This is a genomic window from Thiothrix sp. UBA5583, assembly GCA_002425225.1.
In the GTDB taxonomy this organism is placed as follows: Bacteria; Pseudomonadota; Gammaproteobacteria; order Thiotrichales; family Thiotrichaceae; genus Thiothrix; species Thiothrix moscowensis.
In genome coordinates, this window is the sequence record DILV01000026.1 from 137,786 (window position 1) to 157,912 (window position 20,127).

A 20,127-nucleotide genomic window follows, 5' to 3' on the forward strand; every position below is an offset into this window, starting at 1 on the left:
CTGTCCTGTCCAACTCCGCCCGCAAGGGGCGGAGTATCCAAATGAAAGGAGCAAACACGTTATGAAAATGGTTACGGCTATTATCAAGCCATTCAAGCTCGATGATGTGCGCGACGCTTTGGGCGACATCGGCATCAAGGGTATCACGGTAACGGAAGTCAAAGGTTTTGGTCGGCAGAAAGGCCATACCGAGTTGTACCGTGGGGCGGAGTATGTGGTGGATTTTCTGCCCAAGATCAAACTGGAGGCTGCGGTAGCTGAATCACAGGTTGATCAGGTGATCGAGGCCATCAGCAAATCAGCCAATACCGGCAAGATCGGTGACGGCAAGATTTTTGTAAGTTCGGTTGAGCAAGTCATCCGCATCCGCACTGGCGAAAGCGGCGAAGAAGCTCTGTAAAGGGGGATTTATCATGAATTTACGTTTGGGTTTGATGTTGACGGGGCTGCTGCTCAGCCTGTCAGGTGTGGCATTCGCGGACGAACCGGCTCCTGTACCTGACAAAGGTGATACTACCTGGATGCTGGTTTCCACCCTGTTGGTCATTCTGATGACCATTCCTGGTCTGGCACTGTTTTACGGTGGTTTGGTGCGGGCGAAAAACATGCTGTCCGTATTGGCACAGGTTTTCACCATTTTCTGTGTCATTGCCATCCTGTGGGTGGTCTACGGTTACAGTCTGGCCTTTACTGACGGTGGTAGCTTGAACAGCATTATCGGCGGTTTCAGCAAAATGTTCCTCGCAGGGGTGGATAGTAGCGTAACGGTTGAAACGTTTAGCAAGGGTGTGGTGATCCATGAAATGGTGTTCATGGTGTTCCAGTTGACCTTTGCTGCTATCACTACCGCGCTGATCGTAGGTGGTTTTGCTGAGCGCATCAAGTTTTCTGCGCTGCTGATTTTCTGTGTTCTGTGGTTCACCTTCTCTTACCTGCCTATGGCTCACATGGTCTGGTTCTGGGGCGGCCCGTCTGCGTATGACGCTCCGGCTGGCTTCCTGTTTGCCAAAGGTGCGCTGGACTTTGCCGGTGGTACGGTCGTACACATCAACGCGGCAATGGCTGCTCTGGTAGGTTCCATCGTGGTTGGCAAACGTGTCGGTTATGGTCGTGACCCGATGCCTCCACATTCACTGGTAATGACCATGATTGGCGCATCCCTGCTGTGGGTTGGCTGGTTTGGTTTCAATGCTGGTTCCAATCTGGAAGCAACCGGTACTGCGGTACTGGCAATGGTTAACACCATCGTGGCTACCGCTGCGGCTGCCTTGTCGTGGATGTTTGCCGAGTGGCTGCTGCGTGGTAAACCTTCCTTGTTGGGTGTGGTTTCCGGTGCGGTTGCTGGTCTGGTTGCGGTAACGCCTGCGGCTGGTTTTGCAGGCCCGATGGGAGCCATCGTGCTGGGTCTGATCACCGGTGCAGCGTGCTTGTGGGGTGTGACTGGTCTGAAACACATGCTGGGCTATGATGACTCCCTCGACGTATTCGGTGTTCATGGTATCGGCGGTATCATCGGCGCAATCGGTACAGGTATTTTGGTCAACCCTGCACTGGGCGGTTCTGGTGTATTCGACTACGCAACCGGTGCAGTTGCTGAATACAGCAGTGCGCAAATCATCAACCAGTTGTGGGGTGTAGGTACTGTGGTTGTGTGGTCTGGTCTGGTCAGTCTGGTACTGTTCCTGCTGCTGAAACACACCATTGGCCTGCGTGTCAGCCATGACGAAGAACGCGAAGGTCTGGATACAGTTTCCCACGGTGAGCGTGCTTACTCCATGTAATAGCCATGCGGTAAATAATAATAGGTTTTTCAGGTCGATATTAAGGCGGGATTTCCCGCCTTTTTCTTTTTTATGGCAGGCAAGCCATCTACATTATTCAAGTAGATAGTGGCCGGTAGGGCGAGACTTGCCGGAATCCAATTATACCTTTTGTCGGGAAACTGGGGTTTGTTCGGTTTTTTGATGTCTTCCGTCGTCTGCTTTGTGTCAAAATCGCGCCAGCGAAATAAAAATTTCTAATGATTCTTGCTGATAGAACGATAAGAACAGGGGTTTCCAATGTCTCATCCTCCCTCCCTCCTTGGGCTGCGCATACTGTGGTTGTGTGTGTTCCTGCTATTTCCTGCCTTGGCAAGTGCTACGCCTGCCCTCAACTTGGGACCATTTGGGCCGAATAACGGTACGGTTGACGGTACTGCGCCTTTCAATGTCTTAAACGGTTGTGGGGGCGATGCGGGTAATCGTCAAACAGCAGGTGAGGACTGTGGTGAGGCAAACCTAGTGGTGCGCAATCAGGACGTGGTGGCTCATTCCTGGTCGGTGACGGCTAACAATTACGCGCCCGGTGCGGAAAACCTCAAGAATGTCATTCTGGAACAGACCATTACCCCGGCGGATGGCGCGGTGATTGCGTTTGAACGCATTCCCGTGGTGTGCACTACGGCTGGTGGTGGTGGCAGTTCACCGGTTTCCAATATCGTTACCAACCCCGATGGTTCCAGTAAACTGGTTTGTAACTTGGGTGAGTTCACCGAGGGTCAGCAGAAGTCGTTTTCGGTCTATGTGAAGGTTTCCGGTAAATCCCCTAACGATTCCAGCTATACCTCAGAACAGCGGATTTACTCGCTGGACTCAGCAGGTGTGGAAAACGCCACCCCGGATGATAGCCCGAAAGTCGGGCCAATCCTGATTTCGGCAGCACCGGCTTACGATTTGATTCACTCCATTTCTTCTACCCAAGGTCTGTATAACCGTGACCCCGGCAAACGCGATGTGGGTAACGGTCTGGAAATGGGGTATTACACTTACATGATGATCCGGGTAGCGGCTACCCGTAAAACCGGGGTGGAGGCTATCACCCAGCCGTTCTCATTCGATAATGTCATCACTGCAACGCATACGGACGGCGTAACACCTTACCCGGAATTTGAATATCACATTACCCAATGTATTCCTCAGCCATCCGGTTGGGGTGGTGAGGTTTGGGGTAATGAAACCATGTATGCTGACCAGCCACAGAATACCAAGGTGATTGATTCGGGTACTTGCGAATACACCCGTAGTAATCCGGCTGACCCGACCTCTGACTACAGTTTCACCATTAAGGATGCTGACCTTTCCGGCAATCGTTATCCGACTAAAACCGTTTACGGCGGGTCTGATTTGACGGCTGGCCCTTATTATGTGGTGAATCACCGCGTGCAAATCTGGATTCCGTTCCGCACCATTGATGGTGAAGACGGGGTGATGGGGAATAACAACGGTCAGGTTAAAGTGTCGAGTGCACTGGAAGGCTTTGATCCCAATGGTGTATCCGGTACATCCAACTTCGGTGCTTTGAAAGAACCGGGTTTTGGTGGTGCGTTGATGGATGATGGTACGCGCAGTAACAACTTGTTGGGGCCAACGGATTACCCCATTTTCCCGGCGGGCAGTTTCTGTGATTACTATTTTGATCGTGATACCGATTCGGGCGCGAATTATACCTATCTACCGACCCAAAGCGGCTGGCACTCTGGCGATGGTGAAGTCGAACCGGGGCAAACCTTCCATAACAAAATCAATTACGGCAATGCGGGGTCAGTGAATCTGACCAATCCGGTGGCATGTATGGCATTTGACAATTCCACCATGAAGCCTGTTACCCGTGACAAGATTGGGGCAAGTGCCGATGGGGTATATGCTTATGTAGGTACGTATGCCGGTGAAGGTTTTGACCATACCAAATACATGGTCGAATACGCCCATGCTGACGTAACCGGCGATGATGTGCTGGATGGCGATCACAACGGCACCAACGATTATGACCTGGCGAGTGGGCGTTACATCGGTGACTGGACGAAATCTGCCGCATTGCGCTGTGATGATGCTGTACCACCGGGTGGCTGGTTTACTGATATTAATGCTGTGCCGGGTGGTCTTGATAAAGTCAACATGGTGCGTGTCCGCCTGAAAAATCCGGCTGCCGATGCATTGGAGCCGGGTCAATGGATTCGTTTCAATTTGCCGCTGGAAGCCCGTAATACCTTCAATGGCGGGCCACAAAACGGTCAGCAAATTCCTATCGGTACGGTATTGGCCAGCTTTGGTGCAGTAAAGTCTGACCAATGGGCAAATACCTGGTATCCGGGGACAGGCGGAGCGCGTCCTTATATACCCATGCCGGAAACAGGGGCTTGTGACGGCGACCGCGTGACCCTGAATCGGGTTTCCTTACGGATTGATTCGGAATCCCTGACACCGGTTGCGGCTTCAGGCAAAACGGCATCTACGCTGGCGGGTAAGCAAATCGTGTGGAAGCTGAATACATCCGCACAATCACGCCAAAGTACGGCAGTGGCCAACAACGTCAAAATCATTGATGTATTGCCGCCACTGGCGAGTTACAGCGCCAGTTGTACATTGGAACAGGCAGACAATACCCCGCCAAGCCTGATCGAATACAACACGGATAAGGATGGCAATGCAGCTCCCGGTTATACCCGCTTGACGTGGAATCTGGGTGATGTGACGGCCAATAGCGTTATTGCCCCGCGCATTTTCTGTACCGATACCGACTCGCTCGCGCCCAACAACAGCAACGTGGTGAACTGGGCAAGCATTCGTGCGGATAACGTGTCGTTTTCAGCATCCCGCCAGCAAGATGACCACACGATTACGTTGGAGCAGTCTGGATCCATCCAGTTGTCGAAAAAAGTCGATATGCCACTGGATGCTTTGAATGATGATCAGGTGCATACCATTTCCTGGTCAAACTTTGCGGCATCGTTCTCGATCAATCCGCCGACAGTGATTGACGTATTGCCGTTCATGTCCGGTGGTGGTGATGGTTCAAGTTCGAAATCACCGCGTACCCCTGCCTCCGATTTCCACGGCAAACTGGTGTTGACCAGCAAACCGACCATTGCTTGGTTAGACGGTACAACGCCGGGGGGTGGAGACCCTCATGCGGAATTGGGTACTTGGTATTACACCGCTGATGCCCCTGAGACGGTGAATTACGACCCGGATAACAACACGTCCAACTGGTGTACCGAGGCGCAGTTTGGCTCGGCAGGTTGCCCGGCTGACCTTTCCAAAACCACGGCGTTAAAGTTTGTGTCCAATTATGCGCTGGAACGTGACGGCAATCCGCGTCAGGGCATGAAATCAACCTTTACCTTGCAAGCGGGTGATACGGTAGATCCCAATTCTGCCAAGGCTAACAAGCCAGGTGATTTGTACACCAACCGCTTTACGATGGATTCGACCTCATTGCCGGGAGACCAATTCCTGCGCTCCAACAACGTGTCGGTGCAAGTCGCGGCTTACTCCATTGGTGACTTTGTGTTTGCCGACAACAACCAGAACGGTATCTATGACGCGGGGACAGATGCACCTGCACCCGATGGTGTGACAGTTGATTTGTATGACAGTGCCGATAAGAAAGTGGCGACGACCACTACCGGTTTGGTGGGGATAGGGCGTTTCCTGTTCGAGCCACTGGCCTCTGGGCAATACTACGTGAAAATTCCTGCCAGCCAGTTCCAAAGCGGTGGCAAGCTGTTTGGCTGGCAAGCATCAGTCGTGCCAGACGGGGCGAAAGAAGCGGATGACAAGAATGAAACCGTCGACCAGCACGGTTATGTTTCCGGCACATTGACCGCGAATGGGGTTCGCACGGGTTTGCTGGAATTGTCTGCGAATCCACCGCCACCGGGTGGTGTGCCAACAGGTAACGAACCGATGGGCGATAATGCCGGTGGTATTACTGACCCAACCGGTGATGACTTTTCCAACCTAACCTTAGACATTGGTTTAGTGCCACCACCTGCCAGCCTTGGTGATACCGTCTGGAATGATGTGAACCAAAACGGTGTGCAAGACGTAGGTGAGCAAGGGCTTTCCAACGTGCTGGTCAAGTTGCTGGATAAAGACGGCGTAGAACTGAAAAACATGCGCACTGATGCCGCCGGTAAATACCAGTTCAGCAATCTGGCAGCAGGCAGCTATTACGTGGAAGTGGTGAAACCAGCGGGTTACACCCATTCACCGCAAGATCAGGGCGCGGATGATACCAGCGACAGTGATGTAGCCGTGGCGACAGGACGCAGTGCTTTGATTACGCTGGGTTTTGGCATGGAAAACCCCGATGTGGATGCCGGTTTGTACAAAGCCGCCAGCATTGGCGACCGCGTGTGGTTGGATGCCAATGGTGATGGCAAACAAGACCCGACCGAAACCACTAACCTTGCCAATGTCACCATTGTGCTGCAAAACAGTGTGGGTACGACGTTGGCAACCACGCAAACTGATGCCAATGGCGCGTATCTGTTCACTGGTCTGATGCCGGGTATTTACAAAGTCGATATTGATACGGCTGACGCGGATTTGATTGGTTACACCCTGACCACGAACAACGACCCGCACAGCGTGACCCTGACGGAAGGGCAAGTGTATGCGGATGCCGATTTTGGCTTCGTCAATTTCGCCAGTGTGGGTGATTTCGTTTGGGATGATCTGAATGGCAACGGCATTCAGGATGACGGTGAAGCGGGCATTGCCGGTGTTACGGTGCGCTTGCTGGATAAAACCGGCGCAACCGTGATGGGGACAACCAGCACCGATGCCACCGGCAAATACCTGTTCAGCAACCTGACACCGGGTGATTACCTGCTGGAATTTGCCAAACCGGAAGCCTACGCCGGGTTCGTCAGTGCCGACAAGGGTGCTGACAATAGCAAGGATTCCGATGTGGATGTGGCAAGCGGGCGTACTGCCGCGTTTACGTTGGCAGGCGGGGCGAACCTGCGCGATATGGATGCCGGTTTGTACAAGGCTGCCAGCCTCGGTGACACGGTGTGGTTTGATGCCAATGGCGACGGTATGCAAGATGCAGCGGAAACCGGTGTCGCGGGTGTCAATGTCACTCTGACGGGTACACGCGGCGATGGCACGGCGATTACTGCCAGCAGCAAAGCCACCGATGCACTGGGCAATTACCTGTTTGAAAACCTGTATCCGGGCAACTACAGCGTGACGTTTGCGTTGCCAGCGGGTATGAGTTTCACCAGCCAGAATCAGGGTGCGGATGATGCCAAAGACAGCGATGTGGCAAGCGATGGCATTGCCAGTGCTACTCTGAAATCCGGTGACAATAACCTGACGCTGGATGCCGGGGTACGCCCTGCTTCCGTCGCCGGGCGGGTCTGGATCGACAACAACACCCCGAATGCACAAGACGATGGTCTGGCGGCAGAAAACGGTGTGGTTGGGGTCAGCATTAACCTGATCGACACCAAAACCGGTGCGGTTTTTGCGACAACCACGACTGGCGCAGACGGTTTGTATAACTTTACTGGGGTATTGCCGGGCAATTATCAGGTACAGGTGATCGAACCGGCTGAAATGGGCTTCGTCAAGCAAGATCAGGGCGGCGACGATACCAAAGACAGCGATGTGGCAGTCGCTGACGGTAAGAGCCATGCGTTTGATGTCAAATCCGGCGATGCGATTATTGATGTGGATGCCGGTATTGAGCCGGGCGCATTGGGTGATCACGTTTGGCTGGATTTGAATGGCAACAACCTGCAAGACAGTGGTGAGCCGGGCGTTGCCAATGTGACGGTGAACTTGCTGGATGGAAGTGGCACGGTTGTGGCTACCCAAACCACCGATGCCACCGGCTTCTACAATTTTGCGGCAGTACTGCCGGGCAATTACAGCGTGCAATTCTTACCACCGGCTGGCATGACGCTGGTCACAGCCAATGTGGGTAGCAATGACACCATTGATTCCGACCCCGGTGTGGATGGCAAGATTGCCGTAACCGTCGTTTCCGGCGTGGGCAACCAAACCGTGGATGCGGGGATTGTGCCTGCCAAACTTGGCGATTTCGTCTGGTGGGATCAGGATGGTGATGGTACACAAGGCGCTTCTGAACCAGCGGTAGTGGGCATGACTGTCAACTTGCGGGATAAAGACGGCAAGCCAGTGCTGGATGCCGGTGGCAATGCCATGACTGCCATTACCGATGCTCAGGGCAAGTACGAATTTGTGGTATTGCCGGGCGAATACCAGGTTGGTTTTGTTTTGCCAGCCGGAGCAACCTTCAGCAAGCTGGATCAGGGCAGCAATGATGCCGCCGATTCGGATGCAGATCTGGCAACCGGTCTGACCCCGGTGGTCAAACTGTTGTCTGGCGATGTGAACACTACGCTGGATGCCGGGTTGAGCGTCTCCAGCGTGTCTGGTTATGTGTTGGAAGACCGCAATGCCAATGGCGTACACGATGCGGCTGAACCCGGTATTGTCGGTGTCAGCCTGACACTGGTGGGCAATGATGTATTCGGCAATCCGCTGACAGCGACGGCAACCACCAATGCGGATGGTTTCTACAGCTTCAGCGTCCCGGTGGGTACGTATACCGTGACCGAAACCAACCCGGCGACTTACCTCTCCAGTGGAAGCAAAGCCGGTTCGGCAGCGGGTGCTGCGGTAGTGGATGCGGATATTGTCACCACCCCTGCACCGGGCGGCAGCACTTCCGAACGCAACGACTTTTTCGACTACCGAATCGGCAGCATTGCCGGTCAGGTACGCGATGACGTGGATTACGACGGCGCATTGGCTGATGTGGAAACCGGCATTCCGGGTGTCACCATCATCCTGTTGCGTGATGATGTCGAAGTGGCAAGAACCGCTACTGACAGCGACGGCAACTACCTGTTCCCCAACCTGAAACCGGGTAACTACGTGGTGGTTGAAAACGATCTGGCACTGTGGGATTCCACCGCAGACAGCGAGGGCGCAAACGACAACCGTGTGGCGGTAGCCTTGGCTTCGGCGCAACACAGCACCGGGAATGATTTCCTTGATAGCCAACAGAAAGGTAGCCTCAGCGGGGTGGTGTGGACTGATACCGATACCGATGGCGTGCGTGATGCGGGTGAGAACGGCATTCCGGGCGTGACGGTGAAGGTGCTGGACAGCAAGGGTACAGTCGTTGCCACTTTGACCACGGACAATACCGGTGCTTATGCAGCGGCTGATTTGCCACCCGGCAACTACACCGTGCAGATTGATCCGGCAACCTTGCCCGCAGGCACACAGCAAACTGGCGATCCTGACGCTGTACTGGATCATCAAACCGTTGCCGAGGTTAAACCGGCACAAGACACCAGTGGGCTGGACTTTGGTTATGTCGGCAAAGTTTTCCTTGGCGACCGCGTATGGCATGACCTGAATGCCAACGGTATTCAGGAAGACAGCGAACCCGGTTTGGCTGGTGTCACCGTGCTGCTGTACCGTGATGCCAATGGCAACGGGGTGGCAGAGCCGGATGAGCAACTCAAATCCGTGGTGACACCAGCAAGCGGTGCTTACCTGTTCGCTGACCTGTTACCGCTGGACTATCTGGTGAAATTCACCCTGCCGAATGGCTATCTGCGCAGCCCGTCCAATCAGGGCGCGGATGATGGCAAAGATTCCGATACGGATGCTGATGGGCAAGTAGCCGTCAGTCTGAAAACCGGTGCGACTGCTACCATTGATGCTGGTTTCTACCAATTGGCAAAACTCGGTGATTACGTGTGGCTGGATGCCAATAGCAATGGCGTACAAGATGCCGCTGAGCCATTCATGGCAGGTGTGGAAGTGCAATTGCTAGATAGCACTGGCAAAATCCTGGCAACTACCACCACGGACAGCACTGGCAACTACCTGTTCAGCGACCTGACTCCGGCTGCTTACAGCGTCAAGTTTGTCGCCCCAACCGGGATGAGTTTCACTACTGCCAAGCAAGGTGCTGATACAACACTGGATTCCGATGCCGATAGCAACGGCGTGGCAGGCGTAACGCTAATTTCCGCCGAAACACAACTTGGCATTGATGCCGGGATTATGCCTGCGGCTATCAGCGGACGTGTGTGGGGCGATAATCAGACCCCGCATGTGCAGGATGATGACATTACCAGTACTGAAGACGGTGTTGTGGGTGTCGGCATCAACCTGATTGACGTGAAAACTGGCAAAGTGGTGGCGACCACTACCACCGGTGCAGATGGTATTTACCAATTCACGGGCGTATTGCCGGGCGACTATCAGGTGCAAATCATCGAACCTGCCAATATGGGCTTCGTCAAGCAAGACCAAGGTGGTGATGACAGCAAAGACAGCGATGTCAATGTGGAAGATGGCAAGAGTCATACCTTCACCGTCAAATCCGGCGACAGCATTACCGATGTGGACGCGGGTATTGAACCGGGCGCATTGGGTGATCGCGTGTGGTTGGACAGCAACGGCAATGGCTTGCAAGACAGCGGTGAACCGGGCATTGCCAACGTCACCGTCAACCTGCTGGATGGCAGCGGTGCAATCGTTGCCACCCAAACCACTGATGCGACGGGTTTCTACAACTTCGCGGCGGTATTGCCGGGTGAGTACACGGTGCAATTCGTTGTTCCAGCCGGAATGACGCTGGTAACAGCCAACCAAGGCAGTGACGACACACTCGACTCTGACCCGGCAGCCGATGGCAAAGTGGTAGTCACCATCGTTTCCGGTGTCGGCAACCAAACCGTGGACGCAGGGATTGTCCCTGCTAAACTCGGCGATTACGTCTGGCAAGACCTGAATGGCGATGGCAAGCAAGATGCGGCAGAACCAGCGGTTGCCGGTCTGATTGTCAACCTGCTCGACAAGGATGGCAAGCCAATGCTGGATGTGGGTGGTAACGCCATTACTACCACCACGGATCAAGACGGCAACTATCAGTTCATGGTATTGCCGGGTGAGTACCGTGTGGGCTTTAGCTTGCCAACCGGTGTGGCAGCGACCAAGGCAGATCAAGGCGCTGACGATGCAGCCGATTCCGACGCTGACCCTGCCACCCTGATGACACCCACCGTCACGCTGGCATCCGGTGCGGCAAATGTCACGCTGGATCTGGGCTTAGCCCCAGCGACTGTCTCCGGTTACGTGATCGAAGACGCCAATGCCAACGGCGTGCAAGACAGCGGCGAACTGGTGATCGTAGGCGTGACTGTGACTCTGACCGGCAAAGATGCCTTCGGTGTCGAAATCACCCAAAACACCACCACTGATGCCAATGGTTTGTACAGCTTCACTGTGCCAGCGGGTCAATACACCCTCAAGGAAACCAACCCAGCGGATTACTTCTCCAGCGGCAGCAAAGCCGGTTCGGTAGCGGGCGCAAGTGTGGTCGGTATGGATGAAGTCATGACCCCTGTTGCTGGTGGCAGTATCTCCGAACGCAACGACTTCTTCGATTACCGTATCGGCAGCATTGCCGGTCAGGTACGCGATGACGTGGATTACGACGGCGCATTGGCTGATGTCGAAATCGGCATTCCGGGTGTCACTATCATCCTAACGCTGAATGATATTGAGGTGGCAAGAACCGCTACTGACAGCGACGGCAACTACCTGTTCCCCAACCTGAAACCGGGTAACTACGTCGTGGTTGAAACCGATTTGGCACTGTGGGATTCCACCGCAGACATTGAGGGTGCAAACGACAACCGTGTAGCCGTCACGCTGGCTTCAGCGCAACACAGCACCGGGAATGATTTCCTCGACAGCAAGCAGAAAGGTAGCCTCAGCGGGGTGGTGTGGACTGATACCGATACCGACGGCGTGCGTGATGTTGGCGAACCTGTGCTGGCTGGCGTAAAGGTCACGGTGCTGGATAGCAGCGGCAATCCGGTGGCAACCCTGACGACCAATGAGCAAGGTGTCTACAGCGCTGCTGACCTGCCACCGGGTACGTATACGTTGAAAATTGACCCTGCCAGCCTGCCTGCGGGTTCGCAGCAAACCGGCGACCCGGATGGGGTGAAAGATCACCAGACTGTTGCCGTGGTGAAACCGGCACAAGAAACCAGTGGTCTGGACTTTGGTTATGTCACGCTGGTATCGCTGGGCGACAAGGTATGGCACGACCTGAATGCCAACGGTGTGCAAGACGCGGATGAACCGGGTCTGGCAGGGGTGATGGTGGCGCTGTACCGCGATACCAACAACAACGGTATCCCTGATGCGGATGAGCAGGTGAAAGCCGTGCTGACCGATGGCACGGGTGCGTACCTGTTCAGCAAGCTGCTGCCACTGGATTACCTCGTGACCTTTAGCCAGCCGGACGGTTATCAGCGCAGCCCTGCCAAACAAGGCAGCGATGCGGCGCTGGATTCCGACGCCAATGCGCAAGGTGTGGTGGAGATCAGCCTGACAGCAGATACCACGGCGGTGGATGCCGGTTTCTACAAGCTGGGCACACTCGGTGACTACGTGTGGCTGGATGCCAACCAGAACGGTTTGCAGGATGCGGGTGAACCAGCCATTACTGGCATGACGGTGCAATTGCTGGATAGCGCCGGGGCAGTGGTGGCAACCACCACCACGGATGCAACCGGCATGTACCAGTTCAAGGACGTTGTGCCTGCGCCTTACAGCGTGAAGTTTGTTGCACCGGAAGGCATTGCCTTTACCCAAGCGAAGCAGGGGACGGATACGGCACTGGATTCGGATGCGGATACCAGCGGCGTTGCGCCTGTGACGCTGGCTTCCGGTCAAACCATCGACACGGTGGATGCGGGGATTCTGCCAGCCGCTGTCAGTGGTCGGGTGTGGATTGACCGTAACGCCAATGGTCTGGATGACACCGAAACCGGCGTGCCGGGTGTGAAGGTCAACCTGCTGAATGCCAAAACCGGTGAAGTGGTTGCCACCACGACCACGGGTGCTGAAGGTCAGTACAACTTCACGGGCATCTTGCCGGGTGAATACCTGATCGAAACGGTGCAGCCTGCCAATATGGTATTCGTCACGCCTGACAAGGGCAGCGATGATACCCGCGATTCCGATGTGCAAGTGGCAAACGGACGCAGCCCCAGCTTTGTGCTGAATTCGTCAGCGAGCGTGACGGATGTCGATGCCGGTATTCAACCGGGTGAACTCGGCGATCACGTTTGGTTGGATCAGAACAATAACGGTCTGCAAGATGCCGGTGAACCGGGCATTGGCAAGATTACAGTGAATTTGCTGGATGGCAGTGGCAACACGGTGGCAACGCAAGTCACCGATGCGACCGGCTTCTACAACTTCACCGGGGTATTGCCGGGGGATTACAGCGTGCAATTCGTATTGCCGGAAGGGGGGCAATTTACCGCGACCGATAAGGGCAGTGACGATGAGCTGGATTCTGATGTCGATGCTGCCGGTAAAGTGGCTGTTACTGTGGTTTCCAATGTAGGCAACCAGACGGTGGATGCGGGCATTGTGCCTGCTACCGTCAGCGGTACGGTGCTGGATGACCGTAATGCCAACGGTGTGCAAAACGACGATGACAAGCCAGTGGCGGGTGTGGTTGTAACGATTACGGGTACGGATGCGTTCGGCAACCCGGTCACACTGGAAACCACCACCGATGCAGCCGGTAATTATAGCATTGCCGTACCGCCGGGTACTTATACGATTACGGAAACCAATCCGTCGGATGCCGTGTCGACAGGCAGCGAAGCCGGAACACAAGGCAGCACGGTGGTGGACAAGGATAGCCTCAGTGTTACCGTGAGCAGCGGTCAGGTGTCTGCCAACAATGACTTCCTTGACTACATGCCAGCACGTCTGAGTGGTCAGGTGCGTGATGATAGCAATGGTAATGGTGTGCTGACCGATGCGGACAGTGGTATTGCCAGCATCAGTGTTGGTTTGTGGCTGGAAGAAACGCAAGTCGCTACCGCCATGACCGATGCCAATGGTCACTACGAGTTTGCCAACCTCAAACCGGGTACTTACAGCGTGCGTGAAACCGACCGTAATGGCTGGATTTCGACCGCTGATGTGGACGGCGCAAACGACAATAGCATCAGCGTGAGTTTGCAGTCGGGCGATGACAAACCGGGTCAGGATTTCCTTGATACCCTACCAGTCAACATTAGCGGGCAGGTACGCGAAGACACTGACCGTGATGGCGATCTGGATGATGCTGACCAAGGCATGGCGGGTGTAACTGTCACCTTGCTGCTGGATGGCAAACCAGTGCAAACCACCACGACCAATGATCAGGGCGAATACACCTTCACGGCTGTGCCACCGGGCAATTACGTGATCAGTTCCACTGACCCGAACCTGTATGCCCCCAGTGGCGATGTGGATGGCGGTCAGGATGGCGAAGTCGCGGTAACGGTTATGTCGGGTATTGCGGTGACGGATCAGGATTTCCTCTACGCCAGTGTGCTGGGTTCGTTGGGTGATCTGGTGTGGCTGGATCGGAACAACGATTCCTTGCAGGATGGTTCTGAGCCAGTACTGAGCGGTATCAATGTGCTACTGTCAGGCAAGGATAGCGCCGGTAATGCGGTCAGCCTGGCCACGACCACCGATGCTTCCGGTAACTACCTGTTTACTGCATTGCCACCGGGTGTGTACACGCTGGAATACCAGTTGCCGCTGGGTATGCGTTTGACCTTGCCAAATCAGGGTGGCAATGAAGCGCTGGATTCCGACCCGGAAATCCTCAGCCGTCAGGTGACTGTCACCTTGACTGCCGGGGAACATAACCGCGATGTCGATGCCGGGGTACGCCCAGCCATGATCAGTGGTTCACTGTGGGAAGACCACAACGGTGACGGTTTGCTGACACAAGGTGAGCCTCCGTTGGTGGAGATTCCTGTGAGCTTGTTCACGGATCCGAATGGTGACGGCGATCCGTCCGATGGCACTCAGGTTGGTACAACTACCAGCGATACCGGTGGCGATTATGGCTTTAATGGTCTGATGCCGGGTACTTACGTGGTGGTGGTGACTCCGCCTGTGAGTTACCTGCCAGTACCACCTAACCAAGGTGATGACCCCAGCATCAATAGTGGGGTTTTGGCAGACCGCCGTATGCCGGTCACTGCGGAATCCGGTGATAACGACGACAAGAACGGCGGCTTCTATGAGGTTGGCAGCTTCGGCGACCGCGTGTGGCTGGATCTGAATGGCAACGGCAAGCAGGATGCGGGCGAACCGGGTATCCGTGATGTCACGCTGGCTTTGCTGGATAATGCTGGCAAGCCGGTCATGAATCCGCTGAACCCTGAACAGCCTTACCGCGTGGTGTCGGATGTCAACGGTGAATACCGCTTTGATAACTTACTGCCGGGTCAGTATTTCGCGCAAATCGACAATCTGGATGGTTTCGTTCTGACCCAGACCGATGCGGGTACTGATGACGCAATGGATAGCGATGCCAACGCCAACGGGCGGATGCCAGCGGTGGTGCAGTCCGGCTTGCATAACCCGGCTGTGGATGCGGGTCTATTACCAGCCAGTGTCACTGGACGGGTGTGGATCGACCACAACAGCAGCAATGGTATCGACGATGGCATGTATCCTGAACCCGGTGCAGTGGGCGTCGTGGTCAATTTGCTGGATAAGGATGGCAAACTGGTCATGACCACCACCACGGGCGTGGACGGTATCTACAGCTTCGTCGGTGTCTTGCCGGGTGAGTATCAACTCGAATTCGTGACCCCGGACAATATGAAACTGGTGGCGGCGAATCAGGGTGAAGACGATACCCGCGACTCCGATGCTGACCCTGAAACCGGGCGTTCACCGCTGTTTAGTGTGACTTCCAGCAAGGTAGTGCAGGATGTGGATGCCGGTATTCAGCCAGGTGCATTGGGCGACCGCGTGTGGGTAGACCTGAATGAAAACGGTGTGCAGGATGCAGGCGAACCGGGTGTGGCAGGTGTAACCGTCAAGCTGATGGACAGCAACGGCAAGGATGTTGCGCTGACCACCACGGATGCTTCCGGTTTCTATGCCTTCCGCGATGTCATACCGGGGACTTACACCGTACAGTTCGTGCTGACCGATGACATGAAGCTGACCGTGGGCAATCAGGGTGACGACGATGCGATTGATTCCGATGCTGACCCGGCAACCGGCAAGGCAACGGCAGTGGTAGCATCAGGCGCACCGGGCAATCAAACGGTGGATGCCGGTATTTTGCCAGCCAAAATCGGTGATTACGTGTGGTTGGATGCCAATAAGAACGGCGTACAGGATGCAGGTGAAATGCCACTGGCAAACGTCGCCGTTCTGCTGCTGGACAAAGCTGATAACAAGGTGGCAAGCACTGCAACCGATGCTTCCGGTAAGTACCAGTTCAGCGTTCCGGCAGGTAGCTACAGCGTACAAATCATTGCGATGGATAGCGTCTTTACCACAGCAGGGCTGGGTGGTGATGCCGAGCGTGATTCCGATGTGAACAGCATGGGGGTAACGCCGCTGGCAGTGTTTACATCCGGCACAACCAACCTGACGCTGGACGCAGGCATTTTGCCAGCCACCATCAGTGGCAAAGTGGTGAATGACCTGTGGGCAAACGGCACGGTTGAACCTGCTGATGGCGTTATTGCCAATGTCACGCTGACACTCAGTGGTACGGATAGCTTCGGCAATCCGGTTAGCCTGAGCACTGTATCGGCAGCCGATGGTAGCTACCAGTTCCTGGTGCCGCCGGGTACTTACACGCTGACTGAAACCCAGCCGCAAGGCTATGTGTCAACCGGCAGCAGTGCAGGCACGGGCGATGGTACAGTCATCAGTCACGATCAGGTGCAGGTAACGGTTGCCAGCAATGCCACGGTGCAGGATGTCAACTTCCTTGACTATGATCCCGCATCCTACGTGGTGCTGAGTGGCAAAGTGGTGGATGACCGTAACCACAACGGTGTGGAAGATGCGCAGGAAAGCGGTTTGCCGACGGTAACTGTTGCTCTGTTCACTGACCCGAACGGCGATGGCGATCCGGCAGATGGCGTGGCAGTCGAAACCGTTACCACTGACAGCAGCGGCAGCTTCACCTTTGCAGGTGTTCCGCCGGGGCAATACGTGGTAGTGGAAACCGACCCTGCCAACTACGAGTCCACTGCTGACAGCGCAGGCGCTAACGACAACCGTGTGCCGGTCACGCTGGTTTCCGGGCAAGTGCCGACCAAACCGTTGTTCCTTGACGCCAAGCCGCAAGGCAGCCTGAGTGGTCAGGTGTTGCTGGATGCTGACAATGACGGCGATCTGGCTGACCCGGATAACGGTTTGGCAGGCATCACGGTGGAATTGTTCAGTGACCCGAATGGCGATGGCAACCCGGATGACGGTGCAAGCGTTGGCAGTGTCCTGACCGACGAAACCGGGCGTTACGTGTTTACTGATGTGCTTGCCGGTAACTGGGTGGTAATTGCCACCGACAAACCGGGGCATGTTTCCACGGCTGATCTGGCAATGCCGAATGATAACCGCATTCCGGTCGTCGTCGATGTGGTCGATGGTAGCAGCGTGTGCCGCTTGCCGGATGGCAAAACCACTTGTACCGGGCTGAACTTCCTTGATGCGCAACTGAGCAGTGCTATCCGCTTGCAGAAAACCGCCTATCAGGGGCATGACGCTGGGGCGAAGTGCGGTACGGAACAGGCAAAAACCGAGCTGACGCTGGTAGACCTCGACAAGGACAAGCGTGAAAACGTCACCTACTGTTTCGAGATCACCAATACTGGCGACAACTGGTTGGCACAAGTGGCGTTGCTGGATGAAACCCTCGGTCTGACGGCTGACAAGCTCAAACCGTTGGGTAGCGTGCCCACTCTGCTGACTCCGCTGAGCAAGGATGCTAATGCCCGTATCCGTTACTATTACGAGCATGTCATTACTGCCGGTATCGTCAATAAAGCCAGTGTCAGTGCGAAACCGGCACAGCCAGACGGTACGCTCCTGGGTGGCTCGCTGGATGCCAGTAGCCAGAGTTCGGTGAATGTCCGCTTTGTGTTTGACCCGCCAACCGCCCTCAAGACGGTCACGGCAACCGGCGAACACGTGATGTTGTGGCAAATGGTCTGGATCAACAGCAGCAGCGATACGGTTGCAGGTGTGGAAATCTTCGACGGTGTACCAGAAGGCACTCGCTATGCCGCTATGCAAGCTGGGGCGAATGTCAGTGCTGACGGGGTTTACTGTGAAGCACGTGGCACATCACATACCGATATTTGCCGCTACGAAGCACCAACAGCAGAATTCCCGCGAGGTCGGGTCTACTGGAAAGGTGCAATCGGTGCTGATCTGGGGCAGACCACCGAAAATGAGGCAGCGAATGAAGTCGTGATCCGCTTCTACAGCATGTTGAGCAAGGTCGGTGAGCAGCAAACCATCGAAAACCAAGCGACTTCCAACTGGGACTTGGATAATGATGGCAAGCCGGAATACGCCGATGTCAAAACCGACAATGGCGATACAGCACAACCGGGTGACAGCACCGGGATTTCACTGGGTTCACCGGAACAAATCCCGACCTTGAGTGAATGGGCGCTGTTGTTGTTGAGTTTCCTGATGATGCTGGTGGCCTTTGGCTACCGGCACAAACGGGGATAACCGGCGGCTGCATGGCGGTGCTATGACAGGGCAGGGGCGGTAACGTTCCTGCCCTTTTTTATGGGTAAATATTGTTCGTTATTAAGCCGGGGTATTGCTTAATGCCATTAAAATAATAAAATTAAATGAATTTTGGGGCGGAATTTTCAAATTTTATGCGCAGGATGATCTGGCTATTGCTGGGTGGTGTGGTTGCAGCGGCAGCGATGGGCGTCATGTCCGGTCGTCAGGAGCCATTACCGTCTTTTTCCAGCCATGTTCTGGAAAACAAAGCCCGTTTTGTCCCGGAAAAATGCTGGTTTGAAACCGCCAAAAACGATGATGTGCAATGTGGCTTCATGCACGTTGCCCCATCCTCTCCTGATCAGGCATCCCCGTTCCAGCTACCTGTAGTGGTCATGCGTTATACCGGCAAGGATCGTCAACCAGATCCGCTGGTTTATTTATCTGGCGGGCCGGGTTCTGCCTCATGGCTGGAGCAAAAAAGCATCGAAACCTACTGGCTGGACTGGTTCAAGCAAAAACAGGGCATGAAACGCGATCTGGTGCTGTTTGATCAGCGAGGTACGGGGTTAAGCAAACCCTCTCTCCAGTGCGATGAATACCGGGAATTGAGCGCCAGTATTCTGGCAAACCCCGGCACACCCGAGCAAAACGCCAGCCGTTACCGCAGTGTTAGTCAGCAATGCCGCGACAGTCTGTTAACTGCGGGTATGCCATTGCAAGAGCTGGGCACGGAACGCAGTGCCGGGGATGTCAACGACCTGCTGCAATTGCTGGGTTATGCCCAAGGCAATTTACTGGGCGTATCCTACGGAACCCGGTTGGCTCTGGAAGTCCAGCGGCAGTTTCCGCTACAAGTGCGCAGCTTGAGCCTGGATTCCATTTATCCACCCGGCGAACATTTGTTCCGTGATTGGCCTGACCTGTTGGCAGAGGGGCTGGAGCGTATTTTCCGCGCTTGTGATGCCAGCCCGCGTTGCCAACTGGAAAATGGTGATGTAAGGGCGCGTTACGCGGTCTTGCGTGACAAATTGCGCAAGGAGCCGCTACAGGTGGATGTTTCCCGTCTGGGTTTGGCGGGGGGTGTGCAAACCCTGCGTCTGAATGATGAAATCCTGTTGGCTATCCTGTTTGATGCCCAATATGCCAGCAACAGTTTGCAGAGCTTGCCCGCCATGATCCGTCACTTGCAGGAAGACCGCCTTGATCTGGCCATGGGGCATATTGAAAGCTATTTGCTGCACCAGTTTGATGATGCTTTCAGCGAACCGGTATTCTGGTCAGTGGAATGCCATGACAATCCCGTGATCTCGCGTGAGCGCATGGATGCACGGGTCAACGCCCACCCGGAATTACGTTATTACCTGCCGCATGATTATGATGTCTGTGATGTGTGGGTAGCAGACAAGCCGGTTGAGGGCTTGAAACTGACGGAAACACCCCGTGAGACGCCCGCGCTGATCCTGTCCGGCGAAGATGACCCAATCACTCCGAGTCACTGGGCGGTCAAAGCGGCAGAGCAACAGTTTGTGCCCGAAACGACCTACCTGTTTCGCTTCGCCAATATTGCCCACAGCGTCATGGACAACAAGGACTGTGCCAATGACCTGTTCATCAATTTCGTCAACCAGCCGAACAAGCGCCCACGTGCCGATTGTCGCTTTGATGATGCGCAAAAAGTGCTGGCAGCTCAAACCCACTGAATTTT

Annotated in this window: 4 protein-coding genes; all 4 read left to right on the forward strand. The window is 54.9% G+C overall.

What is annotated here, in order from left to right:
• The first annotated feature begins 61 nt into the window (after positions 1-61).
• The 4 genes from glnK to B2U47_RS09465 all read left to right on the forward strand — a co-directional run bounded on the left by glnK (position 62) and on the right by B2U47_RS09465 (position 20,122).
• On the forward strand, positions 62-400 hold the full coding sequence (gene glnK, locus B2U47_RS09450; protein WP_296679479.1) for a P-II family nitrogen regulator: 339 nt from the start codon (positions 62-64) through the stop codon (positions 398-400).
• A 13-nt stretch (positions 401-413) separates the two neighbouring features.
• Positions 414-1,781: an ammonium transporter gene (locus B2U47_RS09455; protein ID WP_296679477.1), complete on the forward strand. Its 1,368-nt coding sequence runs from the start codon at positions 414-416 to the stop codon at positions 1,779-1,781.
• A 279-nt stretch (positions 1,782-2,060) separates the two neighbouring features.
• Positions 2,061-18,416 carry an IPTL-CTERM sorting domain-containing protein gene (locus B2U47_RS09460; RefSeq protein WP_296679474.1) on the forward strand — a complete coding sequence of 5,452 codons (16,356 nt, stop codon included), beginning with the start codon at positions 2,061-2,063 and terminating at the stop codon, positions 18,414-18,416.
• Positions 18,417-18,571: 155 nt separating this feature from the next.
• Positions 18,572-20,122, forward strand: a complete 1,551-nt coding sequence (locus B2U47_RS09465; protein WP_296679472.1) for an alpha/beta fold hydrolase — start codon at positions 18,572-18,574, stop codon at positions 20,120-20,122.
• The last annotated feature ends 5 nt before the right edge of the window (positions 20,123-20,127 follow it).